The organism is uncultured Pontibacter sp., assembly GCF_947495565.1.
In the GTDB taxonomy this organism is placed as follows: Bacteria; Bacteroidota; Bacteroidia; order Cytophagales; family Hymenobacteraceae; genus Pontibacter.
The window spans coordinates 1-24,609 of sequence record NZ_CANLZM010000012.1; the positions used below are offsets into that span (position 1 = coordinate 1).

Genomic DNA, 24,609 nt, shown 5'->3' on the forward strand with positions numbered 1-24,609 from the left:
GCACCGCCGTCAGGTAGAGCCAGCCCTCCCCGGTTCTGATGTAGGTGACATCCGACACCCATGCCTGGCCAGTGGCCACAGCCGAGAAGTTTCGGTTCAGCAGGTTCCCGCTCACGGCAAAACCGTGTCTCGAGTCGGTGGTGGCCCGGAACCGCCTTGCCGTCTTTGCCCTGATCTGGTACTTCTGCATGAGCCGGGCTACTCTTGGACGCGAAACGCGAATACCCTGCTCCCTAAGTTCAAAACTGATCCTGGGGCTGCCATAGCGGCACTTGCTCTGCCGGTACACCTCCGTGATCTGCTCCACGAGTTCCTGCTCTTTCTGCTCCCGCAGGCTGACAGGGTTCTGGAGCCAGTAGTAGTAGCCACTGGCACTGACCTGAAGCACTCTGCACATCTTCTCGACGGGAAACTGGTTACGGTGCTCCTTTATGAATCCGTATACCGCCCGTCTCCCCTGGAGAAGATGCTCACCGCCTTTTTTAAGATATCGCGCTCCAACTGCGCCTCCTTCAACTCTTTTTGTAGCCGCTTGATCTCTTTCTGATCGTCACTCAACCCTTCAGTAGATCTTACTGGTGAACTGTCCTTCTGTCGCCACTTGCTCAGCCGGCCGGGATCTATGCCCAGTTCATCAGCCACCTCTTTTACCGATCCCCTCGCATAGGAGAGGTCAATGGCCATCCGCTTGAAGGAGGCATCAAACACACGTCTTTCCATGACAGTCAAATTTAAGCATTTAGTTAAATCTGCCTTAAAAAAGATCTCCAGTCAAAGGTAGCAACTCCAGTTTCCCGTTTCGCTTATTTTAATGTGTCAATTATAATGATTGCCGCTATGATAACAATAGCGCCTACCAGAAGAATAACCCCCATCTTGATCCCTCTTTTATTGTTATTTCTGTCTTCCATGGTGCATTCTTTAAGTAGGGCTTTATAGCTGGCAATTAAGCTCAGCCAGACAATCTTGGTGTTAATCATTTAAAGTGAAAGTGGCCCGTAACCTGTCTTACGTGCATCAATCAAAATTTGCAGTTAATTTATCATTAAATATTAGCTGCCCCTCTTCCGCAAAGTATCAGCAGGAAATATACGAGTATGGATTTATCTGCTGTCCCTGCAGCGTGCGGCAAAGCAGCTCAGTGCCCATTCTACCTGAAAGAAAAGCCGCTTGCTGTATTTTGTGTCTTTGCTTCAGAGGCAGTTAAACCGGTTTGCCATCATAAAGTATGGTTAGCTCCAGAAGACCTGCATCAGAATTAATTTTTGCTCCCTAGCCCTTTTAATATAGTATGTGGTTTGTAAAAACATCATGTGCAGATGCTGTGCTTTTATGCAATTTTCAGTCAATCAAATCGTTATAAATTTATTGATGCTAAAAATCAAAGATGGCATGTAACCTTTTACAGGTTTTGGCAATAGAGGTAAAGGTGGTGTAACGCCAGTTGCTGCCTCTGCGGGTAGTATAGCTGCCATTTCCCCTCAACCAGGTATTTTTATTTGATTGCCTGGCCGGTACAAAGCTAAGCTGTTGTGTATCTTAATATATATTGTTTTCGTAATCCAAAACTTTGAGCCTATAGATCACCCTTAACTCCTATCTAGATGCACCTTCTTTTACAAAGGTATTTTTTTCTTACTTTGCTCCCTCTGCTTCTGCTGCTTAGCCATACGGGCATGGCGCAGACCTGCCCTACTACTGTTACTGTAAACGGGCAAACTGTACTATGTGAGGGAGAAGAGACTGAGTTAGTCGCGCCTGAAGGGTATACTTACCAATGGATAAAAGACGGGGCAGAGCTTAATGGCGAGGTCGGGCGCACACTACAGGTTACGCAAACAGGTGAATACCAGGTGCGGGTATCAGGCGGCGCTTGCGATACAAATACCTCCAGTGGGCGAATAGTTACGGTAAACCCGCTGCCTGCTGTCCCTACTTATACTATTTCCCCGACCCCGGCCCCAAGCAGCCCTGTTTGCTCAGGCGATGTGCTTACGTTTTCTCTGAATTTTGAGCCAGAGGAAGGAGTAACTTATACGTGGTCTTTCGGGGATGGTAGTACGGCAAGAGGGGCAGAAGTAAATCATACTTATACTTCCATTGGCGTGGGCGACGAGACTTTTCCTGTAGCAGTTGTTGCCACCAGCGCAGCCGGTTGCGAGGTAAGTTCTGCGCCCAGAGATATCGTTATCAACAGTCTACCGGAAATTGATTTTTCAGAGGCAGAGGAGTTTCAGGTATGCCTGCCCGACACAATAGAAGATAGCGAGATTGAGGTATTCGCCGTCCTCAATAACGAAACCATAGAGCCATACCTGGCTGATATCAGAACATACTTTGTGAATTGGGGAAATGACGACCCTGAGCAGCAGTACAGCCCCGCTGACTTTCCAGTTTCAAACCCCACAGCGTACGACACCATCGGCACTTTCCCAATTACAGTAAGAGCTATAGCAGGCAATGGCTGCGAGGTAACCTTTACCCAGGATTTTAATGTGAACAAAGAGCCCAAAGCCAATTTCTCTATCGCGCAGAAAGAACGGGTTGAAGAAGATCAGATACCGCCTTGTGTGCCTGTTATTGTTACCTTGGCCGATAGTGCCACTGGTGGTGGACTTTCCTATAAATGGACGGTAACGCCTGAGCAAGGCTGGTTTTTTGAAACAGGAGATTCGGCATCAGCTGAACCCCGGATACAGTTCACAGAATCCGGGGTTTATACTATTGAGCAGATCGTAACCAATGGCTGCGACTCAGATACTACTTCGCAAGGGATTGTGGTTGGCTGGCCACAGGTGCAGCTGCCGCCGAGCGTTACCGTGTGCGGGCCTACGGAGATCGACTACAGCAGCAGCGGTGCAGGCGGCGCACCCGGAGCCGGAGGCTTGTTTGTAGATAAAAACCTGGGCGAAAACATCACAGTCAGGATATCCATTACAGGCCCAACCAGCACCACGCAGACTTTCAACTCCGACACCTTCCAGTTCAGGTATAATTTCGCCACTCCCGGCAAGTATACCGTATCTGTGGAGGCAATAAATGAGTGCGGCAGCTCCAATGCCATCTACCAAGGGCAGCCGGCGCCGGTGCAGGAAGTAATTATACTTCAGCAACCAGCAGCGCCTATCGTGCAGGCTCCGGGCGTGGCCTGCCTGGGTGATACTGTCCGGCTCACGCCTTCAGGGCCGGGTCCGATTTTCGCCTGGTTCGATACTAACGATCCCAACGCAGCGCCTGTGGCTACGGGGCCCTCTTTCACTACGCCATCCCTGACAAACGATGTGACATTTTATGTGGCGGCGATAGATACGGCTAACAGCGTAATTTGTATCAGCCCGCTTACTGCTGTTCCGATAACTGTTGTGCCGGCCGTTACCGATAATACCATAGATGTGGAGGGAGTGCAGGTGCAAAACCTGTGCAAAGGAGATGTGCCGCCTGTGCTTACGGGCTCCATGCCTTCTGGCGGCGACCCCAATTCTCCGCCTCGCTACCGTTGGGAGATTAGCACAACCAGCCCTACTGCCGGCTTTGCGGCAGCGCCCGGAACAAACAATACGCAAAACTATACTCCTGCAGAGCCAGTCTCCGGCAACACCTGGTTTAGGCGCGTGGTTTTTTCCGGTAGCTGCGCTGAAAGTATAAGTAACGTGGTAGCGATTGTTGCCGTGGATCCTGTGCCGGCGAGCGCTAACACAATCACCACCGAATCAACTGAAATCTGCGAAGGCGATACCCCGTCTCCGCTTATCGGATCGGAGCCAACGGGCGGTGGCGGCAGGCCTTATACTTTCTTATGGGAAGTAAGCACCAGCGGTCCAGACGAAGGTTTTGCGGCAGCGCCCGGTACAAACGATGACGTGAACTATACTATACCTGCAGCAGGGCTGGGCCAACAGGAAACCTGGTTCCGCCGGGCGGTTGCCTCTGGTGGCTGTACCTCTTATTCTGATGCGATCAAAATTACAATTTACCCAAGCCTGGAAAACAACGAGATAAGCACCGATGAGCCGCAAGTATGCACAGGTGCCTCTCCTTCCATCCTGAACGGCACAGAACCAACAGGCGGCAGCGGAACTTATACTTACCTGTGGCTAAGCAGTACAACAGGGCCAACTACAGGCTTCAGGCAAGCGCAGGGTACTAACACAGGGCAAAATTATTCGGCGGGAAGGCTTGCAAGCACTACTTGGTTCCGACGTGTGGTAAGCTCAGCTGCCTGTAGTGCAGATACTTCTGCCGCGCTGGAGATACGTGTTGCCCCTGCATTGCGCAATAACACCATCACTGCCACCCAGGCAGAAGCATGCCAAAGCCAGGAGCCGGCGCAGATTACCGGAAGCACGCCTACAGACGGAGCCGGGGGCTATACTTACCTGTGGGAGAGCAGCACTACCGGCCCGAACGGTGGCTTTGTGGAGGCTGCAGGAACTAATACTGGCCAAAATTACCAACCGGCCCCTATTGCCCGTGAAACCTGGTTCCGCAGAATTGTTTTCTCAGGCGGCTGCTCTGATACGTCTAATGTGGCAAGTATAAATGTGCTGCCTTTGCCTGCTGCCCCTTCTGTGGTAATAAGTAACGCCACTGCTTGCTTCGGAGAGTCTGTGACGCTGGCGGTGGCTAACGCCAATGGCTTAGAGTATAGGTGGTATACTTCGTCCACAGGCGGTAACCCAATTTTTATTGGGGCTGAGTTTCCAGTAGATAATGTAACGCAATCGGCAACTTATTATGTAGAGGCTGTGAGTAGCCAAGAATGCGCCAGCGCGGTCCGGGCTCCGGCTACCGTTACGGTGGTAACAGCGGAGGCCAGCGCCGGTGAGGATGTGACCATTATACAAGGCCAGCCGGTTGAGCTGAGGGGCTCCGGCGGCGCGACTTACTTGTGGGAGCCAGCCACTGGTCTTAACGACCCGACTCTCCAGAATCCGGTGGCCAGGCCAGAAGAAACTATCACCTATACACTGACAGTGACCACAGCCGAGGGCTGTACAGACACAGCCAGTGTAACCGTAGAGGTGATTCCGGCTATTGAAGTGCCTAATGCCTTTACCCCGAACGGCGATAACGTGAACGAGGTATGGGAGATCAAGAACTACGAGAATTACCCGGACATGCGCGTGGAGGTGTTTAACCGCTGGGGCAACAAGATATTCAGCTCCAAAGGCTATGGCGTGCCGTGGGATGGTACCTACAATGGCAAAGAGTTGCCTGTGGCCACTTACTACTACCTGATTTACCTCCGCAGTACCAACGAGGCGCCGCTTTCCGGCAACGTGACTATTATCCGATAAAACATGACCAAGCCGCTTATACTTATACTTTCGCTTTTTGCTGTGGCTATGCAGGCTTTTGGGCAGCAAAGGCCGCAGTACAGCCAGTACATGCTGAACAACTACCTGCTTAACCCGGCTATCTCCGGCATAGAAGATTATGCTGATATAAGGCTGAGCCATCGGCGGCAGTGGGTGGGGATAGATGGCGCACCCAGCACATATTACCTGTCGGCCCACACGCCACTGAACAAGGGCGCTGCCAGCAACAAGTATCATCGGGCGCTGGCGCACCATGGCGTAGGTGCCATTCTGCACACCGACAAAACTGGTCCGCTGCGTCGCACAGGCCTCAGTGTGTCTTACGCCTATCATTTGCCTCTTACCACAAGTATAAACCTGTCGGGAGGTGTGTCTACTGGGCTTATCCGCAATTCCATCAACTCCAACGACCTGGAATTTTCAAACGATAACGATCCGCTGTTGGCTGGCGGCAACATCAACAATACCGTGCTGGATCTGAATCTTGGCCTGTGGCTTTACTCGCGCAACTTTTCGGTTGGTGTAGCGGGTGCCCAGCTGCTGGAGGATGCCGGTAGTTTTTCGGCAGACAGAAGCGGGGAAGCGGTGCTGCCTTTGCAGCGGCATTATTTCATAACAGGTAGCTATCGGCTGGAGCCCACAGAAAGTATAGATATCATTCCGTCGGTTATGGTGAAGCTGGCCGACCCGAGTCCGGTTTCTATTGACGCCAGCCTGCGCGTTATGTATGCTGAGCGTTTCTGGCTGGGAGGCGCCTACCGTCACAACGATGCTTTAACGGCCATGGTGGGCGTTTACATCAACCCCCTGCTCGACCTCTCCTACTCTTACGACTTTACCACTTCTGACCTAAATAAAGTAAGTGCCGGCACCCATGAGATAGTGTTAGGCTTTAAGCTGCTGAACGACAACCGCATTATTTGCCCGCAGTGGGTGTGGTAAGTATAAGGTAGTCCTTTCCTCCATTTTGTAGAACCGCCCTGGCTGTTGCTGTCGCAGCTGCCAGGGCGGTTTGTTTTTTTCCAATATAGCCGCTTAATAAATATCAGTGATTCATGTATGGGATGTTACTGTGCCTGCCGCTTGAGAGCATTAAGGTATAAGTCCAAAAAACAGCACATCGCAAGTAGAAAATTTACAGGAAAAATTAAGCCTATACTAGTGATATATATCGCATTGCATATATATTGGTATATACATTGTGGGTGAAAAAGTTTAAACTTTTTAGCAAAACTTGTATTGTACCAAAAATTGTGAAATTTTAGGTATGCTGTAAAGGATAATTAGATAGCGCAGTTTTAATAATTTTTCTATGTAATTTTTATAGTCTATTATTGCACCTGAAAAACTGACTCAGTGAGTTAAGCCTGTCGTAAGCTGTTGATTTAGTACAATGTTGGATGCCAGCTTAAAACTCAATGTTTCACCTTAGATAAAGAATATATAAGACAATTTTACGAATAACTGAATGAGAAGCTGGTTAGAAAAAGTCATACTTTTGGTAGTATGCTTTTGTATGGTCACTGCTGGTGCTATTGCGCAGCAGGCGCCTGCGCTTGGCGCTCTGTACGAATTTGGAGCCGTAGCCTCGTCTGGTATCTCCAATACAGGCAACACAGTGGTTCACGCAAAAGTAGGAGTGGCCAATGGTAATTTATCTGGTTTTCCGGCAGGAGAAGCCCTGCAGGGAGTCCACAGAAATGATGACTTGGCCAAGCAGGCTGTAACTGATGCCCGAGCTGCCATAACGTTTTTAGAAAACCAGCCTAACACCAGCACCATCACCAACGGAAACATCAGCGGCACTACCATTAAACCAGGGGTGCATGTTATTAACGGAGCCGCCGTGCTGAACGGAGGCGTGCTGGTGCTGGATGGCGAGAACAAAAATAACCCTGTCTTTATCATTAAAGTGAAAGGTGACTTTGAGATAGGCAGGATCGAGAAGTATGAATTGCTCGGTAACGCGACAAGTATCAACCTTTTTTGGCTGGTAGATGGAAATGTGCTGGTGCGTAGCGGAGCTGCTGCCCGCGGCAATATTTTCTCTAAGGGCAACATAACGATGAATGACGGAGCTCAGTTACAGGGCCGCGTTGTCGCGCCTAACCCGAGCGGAACAATTCAACTTAACAACAACGCGCTAAACTACCCGTCAGACCTCAGCATTACCCTGACAAAAGAGCCAGGCTCCAAGGGCGAAGATACATACGCTTTCGGAGAGAAGATTACCTACTACATCAGGGTACGCAACAATGGCCCTACCAATGCAGAGAATGTAGTGGTATCGGGCCGTAACCTTGCTGGTGTAGTGCAGAGCTTCACCGCCTCCGCCCCAAGAATAACCTTTGACGGTTTGAACTGGATAGTTGGCTCGCTCGACTTTAAGGAGGAGGTGCTTATCACTGTTGTCGCACAAACGGACAAAGCAGGCTTTCTTTCAAGTGTGGCTTCCGTGGCAGGCTCAGGGGTAGACGAAATCCGAAGCAACAACTCAAGCCTTCTTAACTTCTGTGTGCTTTTATCAGAAACAGGTGTCATATCTGGCCCTGAGGAAGTATGCTTGGGCGATGAGTTTTTGTATAATATAGAGCCTGTGGAAGGCGCCACCAGCTATGCCTGGAGCGTGCCAAACGGCTGGAGCTTTGTTCCTGTCGGTACGGCTGGGGTGTCAACATCCATCATAGTAAAAGTAGGGTTAGAGAAAATTGCAGATAACACCGGCTTTGTTAAAGTAACTGCAAGCAACACATGCGGCGAAGGACCGGCCAGAACCCTGAATATCAGAATACAGTCAGATGTGCCGCCGCAGCCCGGCCCAATAGCAGGGCCAGCCGCTATTTGCCAAGGCGCCACGGGCGTAACTTACAGCATTGCACCAGTAGAAAACGCAGCCTCTTATGAATGGACGCTGCCGAACGGATGGGAGCTTGTGTCTGGGCAGGGTACCACAGAAATAGTTGTGAACCCTGGGGACAATAGCGGGGATATTGTAGTGGTTGCCTCTAACTCATGCGGCCCTAGTCTGCCGCAGACAAAGTATGTACAGGTAGACGATGCAAAACCAGAGTCTCCTTCCGAAATTATAGGCACAGTGCAAGGCTGCATAGGCAATACTGTGCCTTACGAAGTAGCCGAAATCCCGACGGCGACAACTTATAACTGGACGGTGCCTGATGGCTGGGAAATTGTAAATGGCCAGGGATCACGCAAAATTCTGGTAAGAGTAGGTAGCAGCAGCGGTAACGTAACGGTGCAGGTAAGCAATGGCTGCGGCGTGAGCGATCCGTTCAGCAAGCCGGTGGAGCCGGTTTCTGCCCCAAGCCCATCGCCAGGTCAGATAAAGGGAGATGTAAATACCTGCGTGAGCCAAACCGGTTTAGAATACTCAGTGGAGCCTGTGCCTACGGCCACCTCTTACGAGTGGACAGTGCCTGCCGGCTGGAAGATTGTATCCGGCCAGGGCACAACTAATATTATTGTAGACGCAAGTACTGAGGGTGAGGGAGGCGATATTACGGTAGTAGCCTGGAACGACTGCGGACCGAGTGACGAAAGTAAATTGACCGTAGTGCCTGCCAACGACGTGCCGCTGCAGCCAGGGCCAATAAATGGTATGCAGTATGGCTGCGTGGGCAATATTACCACATACAGCATAACCGAAGTGCCTGGTACTAACTCCTACAACTGGACGGTGCCAAACGGCTGGGCAATCATTTCAGGCCAGGGTACTGCAGCTATTGAGGTGCAAACCGGATCTAACAGTGGCACCATTACAGTAGTAGCTATAAACGGTTGCGGCAACGGCGCGGAAAGTACGCTGGATGTTGTGCCGCAGACCGAGCCACCTCTTCCTCCAGCCCCTATAAATGGCCCTGCAGAAGTATGCGAAGGGCAGGCCGGTTACGAATATAGCGTTACTCCAATTGCCGGTGTAAACACCTATATATGGACAGTGCCTGCTGACTGGACGATTACAGACGGGCAGGGCACTTTTAAAATAACGGTGGCAGTTGGTGAAATGGCAGGGGAAGTAACTGTAAATGGTGAAAACGATTGCGGAGCAGGCAGAGCGGGTGTCATGAACGTTACTGTAGTGCCATCGCCGCCAGATCAGCCAGGTGATATCAGCGGGCCGCCTTCTGTTTGCGTGGGGCAGCAAAGAGTAATATACTCTATTGAGCCTGTAGCTTTCGCAACAAACTATATCTGGTCAGTTGGCAATGGTAACGGATGGGAAATTATCTCCGGGCAAGGTACTACCAGCATTGTGGTAAATGCAGGCGCGGCGCCAACGGTTGTTTCTGTGAAAGCTGAGAATGCATGCGGTATTACCGGCGAAACGCAACTGACCACTATCATGACGGAAGAAGTGCCGCAGGTGCCAGGCCCAATTACAGGAAATACTGTGACATGCATTGGCGGCACGTATACTTTCAGTATAGCTGCCGTTCAGGATGCCTACAAGTATAACTGGGCTGTGCCAGCAGGCTGGGAAATTATAGAGAACAACGGCACTTCTATTAGTGTAGTGACAAACGGCACCGGCGGCACAGTAAGCGTAACAGCTGAAAACGGCTGCGGACCGGGCGCTGCACAAACACTGCAGGTAACACCAACTAACTCTGCCCCGGCCACACCAGAAGCCATACTTGGCAACATAGATGTTTGTGCCGGCAACGAAGCCACGTTCTCTGTGAAAGAAGTAAGCGGCGCCTCAGGTTATACTTGGCAAGTGCCTACTGGATGGAGAATTGTATCCGGACAGGGTACGGCAAGTATAAACGTGATGGTGGGCATAACCGCCGGAGCCATTAGCGTAACCAGCATAAACGACTGCGGCGGCAGCGGCACTATCTCAAGAAACTTAATTCTGAACACAGCGGCTCCTGCTGCACCAAGCAGAATCAACGGATCTCCGCAGGCTTGTACCAGCAGCACGGCTATTTATAGCGTAACTCCTATCGCCAACGCAACTACTTATACTTGGGGTGTTCCGGCAGGCTGGGAAATTATAAGTGGCCAAGGCTCTGCAAGTATAGAAGTGCGCGTAGGTGCAACTGCCGGTGATATAACCGTAGCTGCCGGAAACAGCTGTGGCGGAAGCGGAACCACCAAACTGACAGTTACCGTGGCAGATGATACACCGGTTGCGCCGGGTTCCATCACAGGACCATCAGTAACATTCTGCGAAGGCACCGGAGGGTTGGCCTACAGCATCAGCCCGGTAAACGGAGCTACTTCTTATAACTGGGTTGTGCCAAATGGCTGGGCTATTACTGCGGGTCAGGGTACTACCAGCATTACCGTAACAGCGGGAGCTACAGCAGGAGAAGTTGTTATAACGGCGGTAAATGCCTGCGGCAACGGAGGCTCGTCGCGCAAAACGGTTGTGTCGCAAACAACGCCGCTGACACCTGAAATCTCACTGGGGCCGATAAACCCTTGCCAGAATGTAACCACCACCTACAGCGTGACAGCCAGCACTGCCGGCAATATAGATGCTTACATCTGGGAGGTGCCAACTGGCTGGAAGATCGTATCTGGGCAAAACACAAGCACCCTGGAGGTAATAGCCAACGGCACAGCAGGGAAAATAAAAGTAACCGCAAAAAACAGCTGCCAGACCAGCGGCACAGCAGTGCTGGATGTGGTGCCATCGCCAGCAGTACCGGCAACCCCGAGCGCTATAACAGGAACTCCGGAAGTATGCGCTGGCACTACCGTAACTTATGCGGTGGAGAACCCAGGCAAAGGAGTGGCCTATACATGGGTTGTTCCGGAAGGATGGAACATCGTATCTGGCCAAGGAACGGCTAACCTTACAGTAACAGCGGGTCCGGGAGCAGGCATTATCTCTGTAACAGGAGCAAATGGCTGCGGCACAACAGACCCTGCCTCGCTACAGGTAGCGGCCATGCCAGCCGAAGGAATCTCAAGTATAAAAGACACCAGTACCCCGTGCGTAGGGCTAAGCTATGAGGTAGAGCCAGTAGTAGGCGCCACGAACTACACATGGACTGTTCCGGCAGGATGGTCGATTATCTCAGGCCAGGGCACAACAAAGATTACAGTAACGGCAGGTTTCGGGAGCGGCGATATAGCAGTGGTGGCCAGCAATGGCGGCTGCACCGACGAGCCAGTGTACTACACACCAAACCCGGCGCTGGCAAACAGCGACTTGAACTTCCCGAATGTGTTCTCTCCTAACAGCGACGGCACACACGACCTTTGGGAGATCAAAAACCTGGAGAACTATTCTGACAACGAAGTAACAATTATAAACCGCTGGGGCAACCAGGTGTATCACAGTAAGTCTTATAAAAACAACTGGACTGGCGATAACCTAAGCGAAGGCACTTACTTCTATGTGGTGCGCGTGAAGCTCTGCGACGGACAGGATAAAATGTTTAAAGGTTACGTGATGATAGTTAGGTAAGGAGATGGTAACGAACGTGAAGGTATTACAAAAACTATTTGTGCTGCTGGGCATTGTACTGGCTCCGGCAGCTTTTGCCCAACAGGCGCCGCAGTACAGCCAGTACATTTTTAACGAACTGGTAATAAACCCTGCTTATGCCGGCAGCAAAGAGATTCTGAGCATTAACGGCACCTACCGTACCCAGTGGACGGGGCTGCAGGGCGCACCGACTTCACAAACGCTGAGCGTGGACGGGCCAACAGACCGCAAAGGCCTGGGTTGGGGAGTGCACCTGGTAAACGACGAGATCGGGGCGCAGAGCCAGACGGCGGCTTATGGCGCTCTTTCCACACGCATCAGGCTGGACCGCTATTCAGACCTGGCGTTGGGTGTGGCCGTAGGCGCGTCGCAGTACGTGCTGGACGGTACGCGCCTGAACCCGGGAAGCGAAATGCCGGACCAGGCCATTCCGGAGGGGCGGGTGTCGCAGGTGCTGCCGGACCTGAAAATCGGAGCGTTTTATAACACAGAGCGTTTTTATGCCGGTTTCTCAGCAGCCAACCTGATCCCGTTTAAAGATAGCAAAACCGAAATTGCCACACCGCGCCGCCACTTCTTCCTTTCCAGCGGCTACGTGTTTGACCTTAACAAGGACGTGCGCCTGAAACCAAGTATACTTATCAAAGAGGATTTCAGAAGCCCGACGGCCGTAGACCTGAATGCTTTCGTGTTGCTGTACAACCGCTTGTGGCTGGGGGCATCTTACCGCACGGCGGTGCCATTGTTCACCAACCAGCAGATGAAGCAGCTTGACAAGCGAAATGCAGTGGCCCTGATTGCACAAGTTTATGCCACTAAAAAACTGCGTATCGGATATTCTTACGATATTAGCCTCAACGAACTCAGAAGCTACTCCAGCCACGAAGTATCAGTAGGTTATTATTTCCTGAAGAAGAAGTACGGACGCATTCTGACACCTAGAAACCTATAGTTTATACCACCCTTATATGAAGCGTTTTTTTACCCTTGCCCTGGTGCTGATTTTAGTGGCATTCAGCAGGATATTGCCTGTGCTGGCACAGGATATGAAGCAAGCTGACAAGTACTTTAACAACTTTGAGTTTAGCCTGGCGCTGGAGTCTTACAAAAAGGTGCTGGAGAAAGGAGAGCCGGACCTGAAGGTGGTGCAGCGCATCGCCGACAGTTACCGAATCCTGAACAACAGTAAAGAAGCCGAGTTCTGGTATGCGCAGGCAATTGCGTTTCCTAATGCAGACCCAGCCAACCTTTTCCTGTATGCGGAATCCGCGAAGCGTAATGCCAACTACAGCAAAGCCAAACAGCTTTTTTTAGAGTACAGCGAAAAGGTGCCTGCCCAACGTGAGGTTGCTATGCGCATGGCTGCCTCCTGCGATACAGCCATGAAATGGATGAAGTATCCGAAGCCGTATGACATTGCACAGTTGGAGGCAATGAACTCTGAGGGTGCTGATTTTGGCCCTATACGCACAAAAGACGGCCTGCTGTTTTCTTCTGACAGATTAGAGATAAACAACAAGCGCCAGACAGAACGCAATAACTGGACGGGCAACGGCTTTATTCAGATGTATTTTGCCCCGAAACTGACGGATAGCACCTGGGCGAGCCCGATGCCGCTTCCCTCGTCTATCAACACCGATTACCACAACGGACCCGCCGATTACCTGGAGAAGGAACAGACGCTGTACTTTACCCGAACGCACGTTGTAAAGAAGAGGGCAACAAACGGCGTTGCCGCTGACCCTACCAGTTGGTTTAAAGGCAGCGACAACGGTACGCACACAAACCGCCACGGTATTTACATGTCTAAATTCAATGGCAAGAAGTGGGAGAAGGTATCAGCCTTTAAGTATAACAACACCGAAGAATTCTCAATCGGCCACCCGGCCATTACACCAGACGGCAAGGTTTTATACTTTGTGTCGGATATGCCGGGAGGCCACGGCGAAACAGATATTTATTACAGCGAACGTCAGGGCGATGGCTTGTGGGGGCAACCGGTAAACGCAGGAACAGTCATCAACACTAGCGGCCGCGAGAGCTTTGTAAACCTGGGTGATGACGGGAATCTATACTTCTCATCTGACGGACACATCGGTATGGGAGGCCTTGATTTGTTTAAGGCAGTAGGAACGCACAAAGCGTGGACGAAAGTAGAGAACCTGCAGTACCCGTTCAACACATCGCAGGATGACTTCGGTATTCAGGTGGACAGCACAGGTAAGAAAGGCATGCTATCCTCCAGCCGTTTCTCTGAAAGCGGATTTGATGATATTCTTACTTTTGAGGAATACACGGTGCCATGCATACTGGTTGGCAAAGCGATAGAAAAACTGGCGCAGGCTGGCACGGTAAAAACACTGGTGTCTCCGGTGGCAGCGGCCAAACTGCAGCTTTATGTTAATGGAAGCGATGAGTTTATAGAAGCTTACTCCGGTAAAGACGGCAAGTTCTCCTTCCCTATCCTGGCAGGCACCAAGTATCTGATAAAAGGCAGCAAGGCAGGCTACCTAGACCAGGTGGTGACATTTACGCCAGAGTGTCTTTACAAAACTGACACGGTGCAGGTAGAGCTGGTGTTTATCCCGAACACACCAAACAAGCCTGTTGTAGTCGAAAACATTTACTACGACCTGGACAAGTTTGACATTAAGCCAGCCGCTGCGTTGGAGCTGGACAAGCTGGTGCAAATGCTGCAGGCTAACCCGCAAATCCGTATCGAGCTTAGCTCCCACACCGATAGCCGCCAGACCCACGAGTATAACCAGATGCTGTCGCAGTTGCGCGCGCAGTCTGCCGTAGATTACCTGGTGTCGAAAGGAGTTGACCGCAACAGGCTGGTGGCAAGAGGCTACGGTGAGACAAAACTCATTAACAAATGTAAAGACGGGGTTTCGTGCCCAGAGGAGCAGCACCAGGAAAACCGCCGAACAGAATTTAGAATCCTGAAATAGCAGGAAGAGCAAGTATAAAAAATGGCTGCAGGAACTATACCTGCGGCCATTTTTCGTTTGGGGGAAATCTATACTTTAAACTGCTGATTTTATACTTGCCGCTTAGGGTTTATACTTTACTGTGCCGTCCAGCCGCCATCTATCGGTAAGCTGGCGCCAGTCATTTGCGCGGCAGCCTCTGAGGCCAGAAACAGTGCCAGCTGCGCGATAGACTGCACATCCACAAACTGCTTTACAGCCTGCTTCTTCAGCATCACCTTCGCCACCACCTCATCCTCAGACATGCTGTGGGCCCGTGCCTGGTCAGCGATCTGCGCTTCCACGAGCGGCGTTTTTACATAGCCTGGGCAAATCGCGTTGCAAGTAATGTTGTGCGGAGCGCCCTCCAGCGCCAGCACCTTTGTAAGTCCGGCAATGCCATGCTTTGCCGCCACATAAGCAGCTTTAAATTCAGAGGCCCGCAACGCGTGTGCCGAGGCAATGTTAATGATGCGCCCAAAGCCGCGCTCCTGCATGCCTTTCCAAACGGCTTTAGAAGTATGGAAGGACGAGGAAAGGTTTACGGCAAGTATGGCATCCCACTTCTCCTCCGGAAACTCTGCCACCGGCGCCACATGCTGTATACCAGCGTTATTTATAAGCACATCCACCTGGCCCAACTCCCTTTCCGCCTGCCGCACCATCTGCCGTATCTGCTCCGGGTGCTGCAGGTTGGCCGGCGAAAAGTATACTTCTACCTCATACTCCTGCGCCAGCTGCTGCGCTATCTCCATTCCGTTTTTCTCTAAACCGTTTACCAGCAGGTTGTAGCCTTTGGTGGCAAAAGCACTGGCCAAACCAAGCCCAATGCCGCTGGTGCCACCTGTTATAAGTGCGTTTTTCATGTTATGCTTTGTTGATGTTCAGGGATGTATAAAAATGCCAAAGCGCCCCGTAAGAGCGCTTTGGCGGTAAACACAATATATCTAACCTATCACCTTCATATTAATATTTGCCGTTAAGCACCCCAAGGTTCGGGAACACTTTCTCCGTCAGGTCAAAGCGAATCTCCACAGAGTATAAACGCCCTATTTCCGGGGAGCCTACATACTCGCGTTGTGCCGTGTCGAAAAGGTTGCTCACGCTGGCGCCCAGTGTCATCCACTCCTTCAGTTTATAACCTGCGCTCAGGTCTACAGAAGTAAAGCCGCCCAGCGGGCCATAGTTGTAGTTGTAAGGAGCGGTGCGCATGCCGGCGTTCTCTTTAGCCGCCACCTGCACACCAGAGTAGAAATCATACTCTGGCAGAATGCGCAGGTTCACAGAGCCGAAGAACTTCTTGTCGAACAAATCGCGGGCGGTGAAATTGAAGTTGTAGCGGTGCTGGGCAGAGTTCAGGCTGCTCTCCGATACCGAAACCACACCATCGCCGTTCGCGTCGTTGTCCAGGTTGTCTTCATCCGTAATGTCGGAGTTGAAGTAAGAGTATTTGGCGCCTACGCTAAAGAAATCGTTGATATAGAAGTTAATGCCCAGGTCTGTTCCCCAGGAGTTCACGTTGCCGTAGTTGAGGTAAGTCAGGTAGTAATTCAGGGCGTTTGCTGCTACCTCCGATACATCCTTATCCCCTTTAAAAATTACTCGCTCAGTGCCCATTAGAGGTGTAACAGCTGTTAATGGCGAGATAAAATCCTTTGATTTAGAGTACCAGGTGCTCAAATCTACGAACAGCTTATCGGTAGGCGTGCCTTTGTAACCGAACTCAAAAGTCTGTACCTGCTCCGGCTCCAGCTTGTCGATGGTGCGCTCAGCACCCGTATTAGTATCGCGGATGGTAAGGCCGGCGCCGTTGCCAAGTATAGCCAACGCTCCGTTATTCAGGAAAAACTCCTGGAACTGGATAGAAGGTGCGGCGTATGCGCGGCCCCAGGTAGCACGGAATGTGCCTTTCAGGGCGTTGTAAGTAAGAGCGGCTTTCGGGCTGATTTGGGAGCCGTAGTTTTCATGGTTGTCGTAACGGATTGCTCCCAATGCTTTAAGGTTGTCTGTAAGGGCATACTCCAGCTGCGCCACCACGCCGTACTGGTTCAGTGTGATGTCACCGTTCGCATCATCCAGGTAAGTCTGGCGGCTGTAGGCCACATCGCGCTGGTAGCTAAGGCCGGTAATGAGGTCAAGCTTGCCGAAGCTGTTGTTGTACTGCACCTCTCCGTTAAGGCGGTGGCTTTTGTCAATAAAACCAGGGAAGGCAATGTTTGGAGAACCTTCGGTAATTTCGCCTGGCTTGGCTCCTGTTTTAGAGTACTGTGCCGCCTGGTCTTCTGAGTAACCGAGGGCGCGCAGAGTATAGTAATTCGTGGTGCGGGCATTTATCTGGTAGGTATCACCAGCATCGTTCCAGGTGCTGTAAACCTGGGCAAACACGTGCGGTGACACATAACGGCCCTGCAGGTACTGAAAGGTCCAGCCGTTGATTTGGTTGCGGCCGTTGCTGGTTACGCCAATATTATCGCCCTGGCCAAAGCCGTAATCCAAAATAATATCGGTGGTGCTCGTCGGGCTGAAGTATAAAGCAGAGCCAAAGCGCTTCGACTTAAAGCCAAAGTCCACATCATACTCCGGCAAAGCGCCTAGAGCGGCATTGTACACTGTGTCAACAAATTTAAAATCCTGTCCTTCGGTGTACTCGCCGGTGATTTTATAAGCAAACTTATCGTTGATGACAGCTGCATGGCGGGCGCGGGCGCTCAGCACATCCTGGTTGCCGGCACCTATCGTTATGGTAGTGCCTGGGAAGCGGCGCGGGTCTTTAGTAATGGTGTTGATGATGCCATTGTGGGCGTTGGGGCCATACAACGCCGACGATGGGCCAAGTATAACCTCTACCCGCTCAATATCTTCTTTGATAACCGTATTGTAAAAACCCGCTGGCAAACCAGTGCCGCCCGGCAGCATAGAGTTGCGGCCGTCCGTCATCTGGTACATCTTCACGTTAAAGGCATTGTTAAAGCCACGGGCGTTTATGCCCACGCCTATCACACCAGAGCGCACCACCTCAACGCCCTGCACCTTGTTCAGCAGCTCGCCTACGTTAAACGATGGCAGCGTCTCCAGGTCGCGGGAGGAGATGACGCTGATAGCGGCCGGAGCCTCCGTCAGTTTTTCCGGGCGGCGCGATGCCGATACCACCACTTCCTCGCCGATCATGGTGGATGCCTCCATCGTGACGGTACCAATGTCAGCTGTGCCATCGGGGCTAACTGTTACCGGCATATCCGGGTACGAGTAGCCTATAAAAGAAATACGCAGGCTATAATTTCCGGCCGGCACGTTTTGGATGATAAAATCGCCATTGGTGTCGGTGGCGGCGCCTTTGCTGGTACCTTTGAGCAGAATAGTTGCGCCTATCAGCGCCTCCTGAGTGTCTCCACCCACTACTCTACCCTTTACGGCGCCGCTTTGGGCCATAGCTGCCTGTGCCACACAGAGCACCGACAGCAGGAGTATGTAAATCTTTTTCATGGTTATTGAGGTTAGATGAAATATTGTTTTTATAAATATTGATTAGTATAAGCTGAAGTATAAATCACTTTAAGAAAGTCTGTATTGCCCTGTTAAAGGCCTCCGGCTGCTCAAACTGCAGCATATGCCCTGCTTGCGGCAGCATCACTACCTGGCTGTTTGGTATCCTCTCCTTACCGATTTCGGCCACAGCCTGCGTGGTAAGGTTCGGGTTAAGGTAGCGGTTCGGAATCAGGCTGTCGTTCTCCCCGAAAAGTATAAGCGTAGGCATCTGCAGCTGCGGCAGTTTGTCGTGCACCGGCTCATCTACCATCGCGGCCACGCCCTGCGCCACAGCTTTGCTATAGTCCGGAAACTGCGCTGCGCCCATCATCTCCACACGCTCTTCAACCATAAACTGCGCATCGGCAGGCATCTGGTAAAAGTTGAGGCTTATGTTGGCGGCAATTTGCTCAGGAGTAGTTTTGGCGATGCCTTCCGGGGTTACCGTAGCTTTGAACAGCTGCTTCTGCTGGTCTGTAAATGTCTCCAGGCCGGCAGGGGCGGCTAGTATCAGTTGCTGCACCCGCTCCGGTGCCTGCAGCGCAGCCGTTATGGCTATCTGCCCGCCCATCGAGTGGCCTACTAATACCGCTTGCTTAACTTTTAACTTATCCATTAGGGCCAGCACTGCACCGGCATAAGCTTTCATGCTTACTTGCGTGTTTACTTTAGATGATTTTCCGTAGCCGGGCAGGTCCAGGGCGATGGTGCGGTAGTTTTGGCTTAGTGTTTCGATGTTCTTGTTCCAGGCGGGCAAATAGCTGCCGAGGCCGTGAATAAAAACGAGTGTTTGCTGCCCCTGCCCCTGGTCCACGTAAGCGATGGTTTGGCCGTCCGGCAGCGTTACTTTCTGCACCGGGAATTTATACTTCAAGCCCTCAAAAACTGGGTCAGTAGCAGCCGTAGTTGCCGTTTCTGGTTTGGCAGCCGGTTGCTGGCACTGTGCGCTCAGGCTTAGCAGGCCTCCTAGCAGGAGCGTTAAGTATAGTTTAGACTTAGTTCTCATAAACAGGTTGCTTTACAGGTTCGGCAGGAACCTCTGCCACGGCAGGTTTCCTGAAAGTATAGTATAAAGAGAATCCGACAATAACGGAGGCAAGTATAGCCAGCGCAGCGGCAATGCCGGGGTTGCGCACCGGGGCATCCATATAAGAGGTAAGGCCGCCATAGTATACTGCAAAGTGCACCGCCACCGAAGTAAGCGAGGCAGCCACCGGCGCCACCAACGGCACGCGCTTCAGGAACATGCCAAACAGCACCGGCACAAAAGCAGCCGAGAAGTAAGCATACACGCCATTCTGCGCAAAAATCCCCACACTCAGGTTCGGGTACAGCAGTTGGTCGAAGGTTAGTAGTATGGTTACCACAGCCAGTGCCACTATCACGAGGCGGTTAACTGCCACACTGCGTGCCTCCACCCTCGGGCCAAGCAAAGGCGTTAAAATATCTGAAGTAATGGTGATGGAAAGCGACTGGATAAGCCCCTCCAGCGTAGAAAGACCTGCCGATATCAGCCCCAGCACCACCAGCAGCCCAATGTATACCGGGAACTCGCTCACCACGTAAGCCGACATAATACCATCCAGCGGAATAGCCTCGCCGTTGATGCTTAAATCAGGGAACGTAATGCGGGCGTAAAGGCCAACGATTACTACCAGAAAGAAAAGCGCCTCGGTAACAACGCCTACCAGCAGGTATAAATTTACGTCTTTCTCGTTTTTGAGCAGCAGTGATTTGGTGATGATGTGCGGTTGGCACACAATGGCCACCCCGATGATAATCTGGCAGAAGATAATCTCAAAATAATCGCGGAAGAGGAAGCTTTGCGGATTGATTGACTCTACCAGCAGCGGGTCTATAGCCGCCAGTTTATCTAGAAAGCCATGCACGCCGTTGCTGAAATGCTCGTAGCCAGAGCCCAGCAGTATGAAAGCCACTATTACCATCAGCACCGCCTGAATCATGTTGGTGTACACCATGGAGTTAGCGCCGCCAAACATCATATAGCCAAACACAAATACCACAATGCTCACGCATACATACAGCTCGTTGACATTCAGCACACTGGCCAGCACCTTGGTAAGCCCCACACAGATAAGCACTATAAATGTAATCAGCAGCAGCGACAGAAAGGCAAAGAAGATAGCATAACCACGGCTTTTGTACACGGAGCCCATCCATTGCGCCATGGTTTGCGCCTTTACGGCTGTGCCCATGCTCCGGAAGCCCTTGGTAAGTATAACCAGCGACAGGAGTGCGGCCGCCGGCAAAGCAATGGCCATCGAAATGAAGCCGCTCACGCCATACAGCGCCACAAAGCCGGGGTTGATAATAAAAGTAGCCGCGCTCGTCATGGAGGCAGCCAGAGCCAGCCCCACCGCCACTGGCGAGAAAGCCACGCTGCCTAAGGCGTAATCAGAGATGGAGCGGATGCGTAAAGCCCCCCGCACCACAAAGAAAAGTATAAGCGCAGCGTAAGCGATAACCAGTATCCAACCAGCCGTTGTAAGTTCAGAAGGGGCTAAGTCGTTCATGAGAGTTGGTGTTATAAGTGTAGCTTTGTTCAAATAATTTAAGCAATTATCTACATAGCGTCCTGCTTATACTTGCCAACTCGGTCAATTTTGAGGTGAAATAGGAAGTTCGTCAGGTGAGGTTTTTTGAGGGATGAGTGAGTGATTGCTTTTATATGGATTGACAAGGTTGCACAGAATGTTGCTTCTGCTGCCGTTGCTCTCATCGCTGGTGCGGCTTGCAGCTTCTGCTTTTTTATACTTTTTGTTTGTTTTGGCTATACTTGCATAGCCGCTGCTTCCCTCAACTGCTTATAAGTTATACTCTCTAGCCTCTGCTGCCCCTCAGCCTTACAAACCTATTGTTTCATTTCTGGCTTTGGCTCTCTCTGGCCCGGGAGGGCTCGTCCTCGGGCATCGCGCTGTCTACATTTCCTTTGCTCCTGCGTCGCAATTTCGCTGAAGCGAAACCGAAAATCTAGAAGGCGCTCAACCCAAGGACTGGGATCAGTTTTCTATAGCCACCGCTGACGGAGCTTGAATCGAACTCCCTCCCCTGTTTTGGGGGTAGGGGCCTCGATAAAGGGGAGGGCTGGGGCGGGGTAAAACTTCCCTCCTTAGGCTAGTGAGAACGGGAGTTCGAAACTAGCGAGCATAACTCTGAGGGGCTAGGGGTAATTGGAATCGGTGCTGCTAGACAGTACAACCTTCTAACTTTTAAACTCTCTAACCCCTAAATTACCAAACTCCTAAACTCATAAGATCTGCAGCCGCTTCAGCAGCGCCTCTTTGTGCGTGTTGCCAATCGGTATTTGCTTGCCGCCGATCAGGATGTTGTTGTCTTCGATGGCCTCGATGGCCGTGAGGCGCACGATGTAGGAACGGTGCACGCGCATAAAATCTTTGCCTGGCAGGCGCTGCTCCAGGTTCTTCAGGCTTTGGCTCACGAGGTAGATATGCTGCGGTGTTTTGATGTTGCAGTAGATGTCCTGCGCCTCGGCCCACACAATATCCTCTAGGGTTACCTTCTCCAGGCGGTTGCGCACTTTAACAAACAGTGCATTGTGCAGCAGGTAATTGTCGTTTTCTGCTGTAGTAGCCTCTGTTGGTGCGCTACTTATACTTGCCGGCTGCAGTTGCCGGGTGCTGGCGTTGTGTATGGCCACTTCAACGCTGCTTTGCAGGGTGCGGATATCGAACGGCTTTACCAGGTAAGCATGCGGGTTTGTCTTTTTTGCCCGGTCAATGGTCTCTTTGTCAGACAAGGCGGTCATGAAGATAAAAGGGATTTGGCTGGATTTGGCAAGTATAGCGGCCGTGTCAATGCCATCAAGTTTGCCTTCGAGGGTAATATCAAGTATAGCCAGGTCAGGCAGATGCTTGTGCACCTCCAGCAGCAGTTCCTCGCCAGAGCTAACCATAGCGCAAACTTCGTAGCCCAGCTCCTCCAGCGAAAAAGCCAGGTTCTGTGCAATTACCACATCATCCTCTGCAATAAGCAGTTTTACTTTTGCCATTTTTCCGGGTTTATACTTTATGCCTGGGCATTTAAAGCTCATCAATATATTAAATATAGTATAGATAAGAAAGCTGCCAGAGGGGTGTGTATGGTTTTATAGAGAAGAATTTGTAAATTGATAAATGCATTTGCCACCTCTCCGGATATTCGTCCTTATCAGAATTAAGCTGCTTTGCCTGCTCCTGCTGCTAGCGGGAGCCGCTGCGGCCTATGCGCAAGCGCCTGATACTGTGCAGCTGCAGCCGGAGGAAGGGCAGGAAGTGCTGGCACCTCTACAGGTATACCACGACCAAAGCGGTAAGCTGAAACTGCAGGAAGTGCAGCAAAAACGTTTCTCCACTCTTGATACCACGGCCACCCTGCAGGCCGGCAAAACAGTGCATTGGGTGCGGGTGGTGCTGCAGAATAACACTGACCACGAACTAACGCGCTATCTCTACGCCGGCGACTGGAGCAAGCTGCAACTTTATACTTCGGAAGTTAACGGTACTTTTAAGGAGCGCCAGACTGGGCAGCTGCTTCCTGTGGCTGACCGCGATGTGTCCCAAAGCAAACCCTTGGTGCGGGTGCAGGTGCCGCCGCAAAGCCAAACGTTGCTCTACCTGCGCCTGCAGGGCGATATTAACCTCTATAAACCGCAACGCCTGAGCCTGCAGCTGCACACGCCGCAACAGATCGTGCATGCAAACAACCGCCGGCTTTTTGTGCAAGGCATTTTTATCGGGATTATTGTCGTGATGACGCTGTACAACCTGGTGCTTTTCTTCTCTGTGCGAGACCGCAGCTACTTATACTATGTGCTGGCGCTGCTCGGCACTGGCTTATACTTTATGTTTTACCACGGGTTTGCGTTGGAGCTGCTATGGCCGAATGCGCCTTACTGGAATGCCCACAGCTTCGCCTTTATCGTGACCTGCAACGGGCTGTTCCGGCTGCTGTTCACCAAAAGCTACCTGAATACCCGCCACACCATGCCGCGCTGGGACAAGCTCCTGACGCTGCTCTCGCTGCTCTACGCATTGCCTGTAGCCATGGGGCTGCTCTCCTACCTCACCCCATTAGACCTGCTGCAGGTTTGCGTGGACCTGATCGGTGTGATAGGCGGTGCTGTGCTGGTGGTGATGCTGCTGGTGGGGGTGGCGGCGCTGCGGCAAGGATACCGTCCGGCTTTATACTTCCTGATCGCGAACGTGTTTTTTGTGGTTGGGGCGCTTCTGTTCATACTTAAGGAAACGCATGTGCTGCCGAACACGCTGCTAACGGTGTACTCGGTGCAGGTGGGCATGGTGGCGCAGGTGGTGCTATTCTCACTTGGTCTGGCTTACAGGCTAAACACCGTAACAAACGAGCTGGCTGAAGAGGTGCTGGAGAATGAGCGGCTGGAGCGCGAGAAGGAGGTAGAGCGGAAACGGTTGGTAGAGCAGCAGAAAAAAGAGCTGGAGGTAATGGTAGCCAACCGCACTGCAGCCTTACGCCACAAAACGCAGGAGCTCAACGAGACAGTGCATCAGCTAAAAGAATCAGAGCACAAGCTGCTACGCCTTAACCAGCTTAAAGATCGTTTTTTCTCCATCATCTCCCACGATTTGCGCACTCCGCTGGCAACGCTAGACTCGTTTCTGAACATCCTTATCAATTTCTCTGACCGCATGAAGCCGGAGCAGATGCAGAAACTGGCCAACCATACGCAGCTTTCGGTGCACAACCTGCAATCGCTGCTGGAGAATCTGCTGCAGTGGGCCGCTTCCCAAACCGCTTCCGACCAAAGTATGCGTTTTGAGCCAGAGGTGCTGCAGCTGCAAACATCGGTGCAGCGCAACCTAGAGCTGCTGCAAGACACAGCAGCTGCCAAGCAGGTAAGCTGGCAGGTGCAGCTACCCGAGAAGCTGCGCGTATATGCCGATGCCAACATGCTCGATTTTATCATCCGGAACCTGCTGCACAACGCTATAAAATTTTCTGGCGCAGGCGGCAAGGTATACTTGCAGGCAACAGTGGCCGGAGGCATGGCAGAGGTGTCGGTGCGGGATGAAGGCGTGGGGATGACCAAGGACGTACTCCACTCGCTTTTTCATTCTGAGCATCCCGCTATAACCAACAAAGGCACCTCCAACGAGAAAGGCACCGGCCTTGGGCTGCTGCTCTGCCGGCAGTTTGTGGAGCGCTGCGGCGGAAGTATACATGTGCAGAGCGAGACGGGCAACGGTAGCCGCTTCTGGTTTACCCTACCGCTGGCACCCACCAAAACAATCCCTAACCCGGAACGGAAGCTGGAAGAAGAGATTTTATAGCTGCTGGGCAA

13 protein-coding genes are annotated in these 24,609 nt (G+C 51.7%); 6 read left to right on the forward strand and 7 right to left on the reverse strand.

The window, feature by feature from the left end; genetic code table 11:
- Nucleotides 1-433 (reverse strand): IS3 family transposase (locus tag Q1B04_RS14780; protein WP_299760445.1); only part of this gene is annotated, 433 nt, incomplete at its 3' end.
- Nucleotides 430-720, reverse strand: a complete 291-nt coding sequence (locus Q1B04_RS14785) for a transposase (protein WP_299760113.1) — start codon at nt 718-720, stop codon at nt 430-432. The genes Q1B04_RS14780 and Q1B04_RS14785, both read right to left, overlap by 4 nt.
- A gap of 920 nt (nt 721-1,640) precedes the next feature.
- On the opposite strand from Q1B04_RS14785, the gene Q1B04_RS14790 reads away from it, so the two are divergent.
- The 5 genes from Q1B04_RS14790 to Q1B04_RS14810 all read left to right on the forward strand — a co-directional run bounded on the left by Q1B04_RS14790 (nt 1,641) and on the right by Q1B04_RS14810 (nt 14,732).
- On the forward strand, nt 1,641-5,297 hold the full coding sequence (locus Q1B04_RS14790; protein ID WP_299760115.1) for a gliding motility-associated C-terminal domain-containing protein: 3,657 nt from the start codon (nt 1,641-1,643) through the stop codon (nt 5,295-5,297).
- 3 nt (nt 5,298-5,300) lie between these two features.
- Nucleotides 5,301-6,260 (forward strand): type IX secretion system membrane protein PorP/SprF, encoded by a 960-nt coding sequence (locus Q1B04_RS14795; protein WP_299760117.1) that lies wholly within the window; start codon nt 5,301-5,303, stop codon nt 6,258-6,260.
- Nucleotides 6,261-6,786: 526 nt separating this feature from the next.
- Nucleotides 6,787-11,757: an ice-binding family protein gene (locus tag Q1B04_RS14800; RefSeq protein ID WP_299760119.1), complete on the forward strand. Its 4,971-nt coding sequence runs from the start codon at nt 6,787-6,789 to the stop codon at nt 11,755-11,757.
- Nucleotides 11,758-11,773: 16 nt separating this feature from the next.
- Nucleotides 11,774-12,730, forward strand: coding sequence for a type IX secretion system membrane protein PorP/SprF (locus tag Q1B04_RS14805; RefSeq protein ID WP_299760121.1), 957 nt, complete (start codon nt 11,774-11,776; stop codon nt 12,728-12,730).
- Between the two features lie 16 nt (nt 12,731-12,746).
- Entirely contained in the window at nt 12,747-14,732 is a 1,986-nt protein-coding gene (locus Q1B04_RS14810) for an OmpA family protein (RefSeq protein WP_299760123.1), read from the forward strand.
- Between the two features lie 116 nt (nt 14,733-14,848).
- Here Q1B04_RS14810 and Q1B04_RS14815 read toward each other — a convergent pair whose 3' ends face one another.
- The 5 genes from Q1B04_RS14815 to Q1B04_RS14835 form a co-directional block, all read right to left on the reverse strand.
- Nucleotides 14,849-15,616 (reverse strand): 3-hydroxybutyrate dehydrogenase, encoded by a 768-nt coding sequence (locus tag Q1B04_RS14815; protein WP_299760125.1) that lies wholly within the window; start codon nt 15,614-15,616, stop codon nt 14,849-14,851.
- Between the two features lie 100 nt (nt 15,617-15,716).
- Entirely contained in the window at nt 15,717-18,233 is a 2,517-nt protein-coding gene (locus Q1B04_RS14820; RefSeq protein ID WP_299760127.1) for a TonB-dependent receptor, read from the reverse strand.
- Between the two features lie 64 nt (nt 18,234-18,297).
- A complete protein-coding gene (locus tag Q1B04_RS14825; protein WP_299760129.1) occupies nt 18,298-19,281 on the reverse strand; it encodes an alpha/beta fold hydrolase in 984 nt (327 codons plus the stop codon).
- Entirely contained in the window at nt 19,271-20,809 is a 1,539-nt protein-coding gene (locus tag Q1B04_RS14830; protein ID WP_299760131.1) for a sodium:solute symporter, read from the reverse strand. The genes Q1B04_RS14825 and Q1B04_RS14830 overlap by 11 nt, the downstream gene beginning before the upstream one ends.
- Before the next feature lie 734 nt (nt 20,810-21,543).
- Nucleotides 21,544-22,305, reverse strand: coding sequence for a response regulator (locus tag Q1B04_RS14835; RefSeq protein ID WP_299760133.1), 762 nt, complete (start codon nt 22,303-22,305; stop codon nt 21,544-21,546).
- Between the two features lie 124 nt (nt 22,306-22,429).
- On the opposite strand from Q1B04_RS14835, the gene Q1B04_RS14840 reads away from it, so the two are divergent.
- Entirely contained in the window at nt 22,430-24,598 is a 2,169-nt protein-coding gene (locus tag Q1B04_RS14840) for a 7TM diverse intracellular signaling domain-containing protein (protein ID WP_299760135.1), read from the forward strand.
- Nucleotides 24,599-24,609 lie beyond the last annotated feature (11 nt).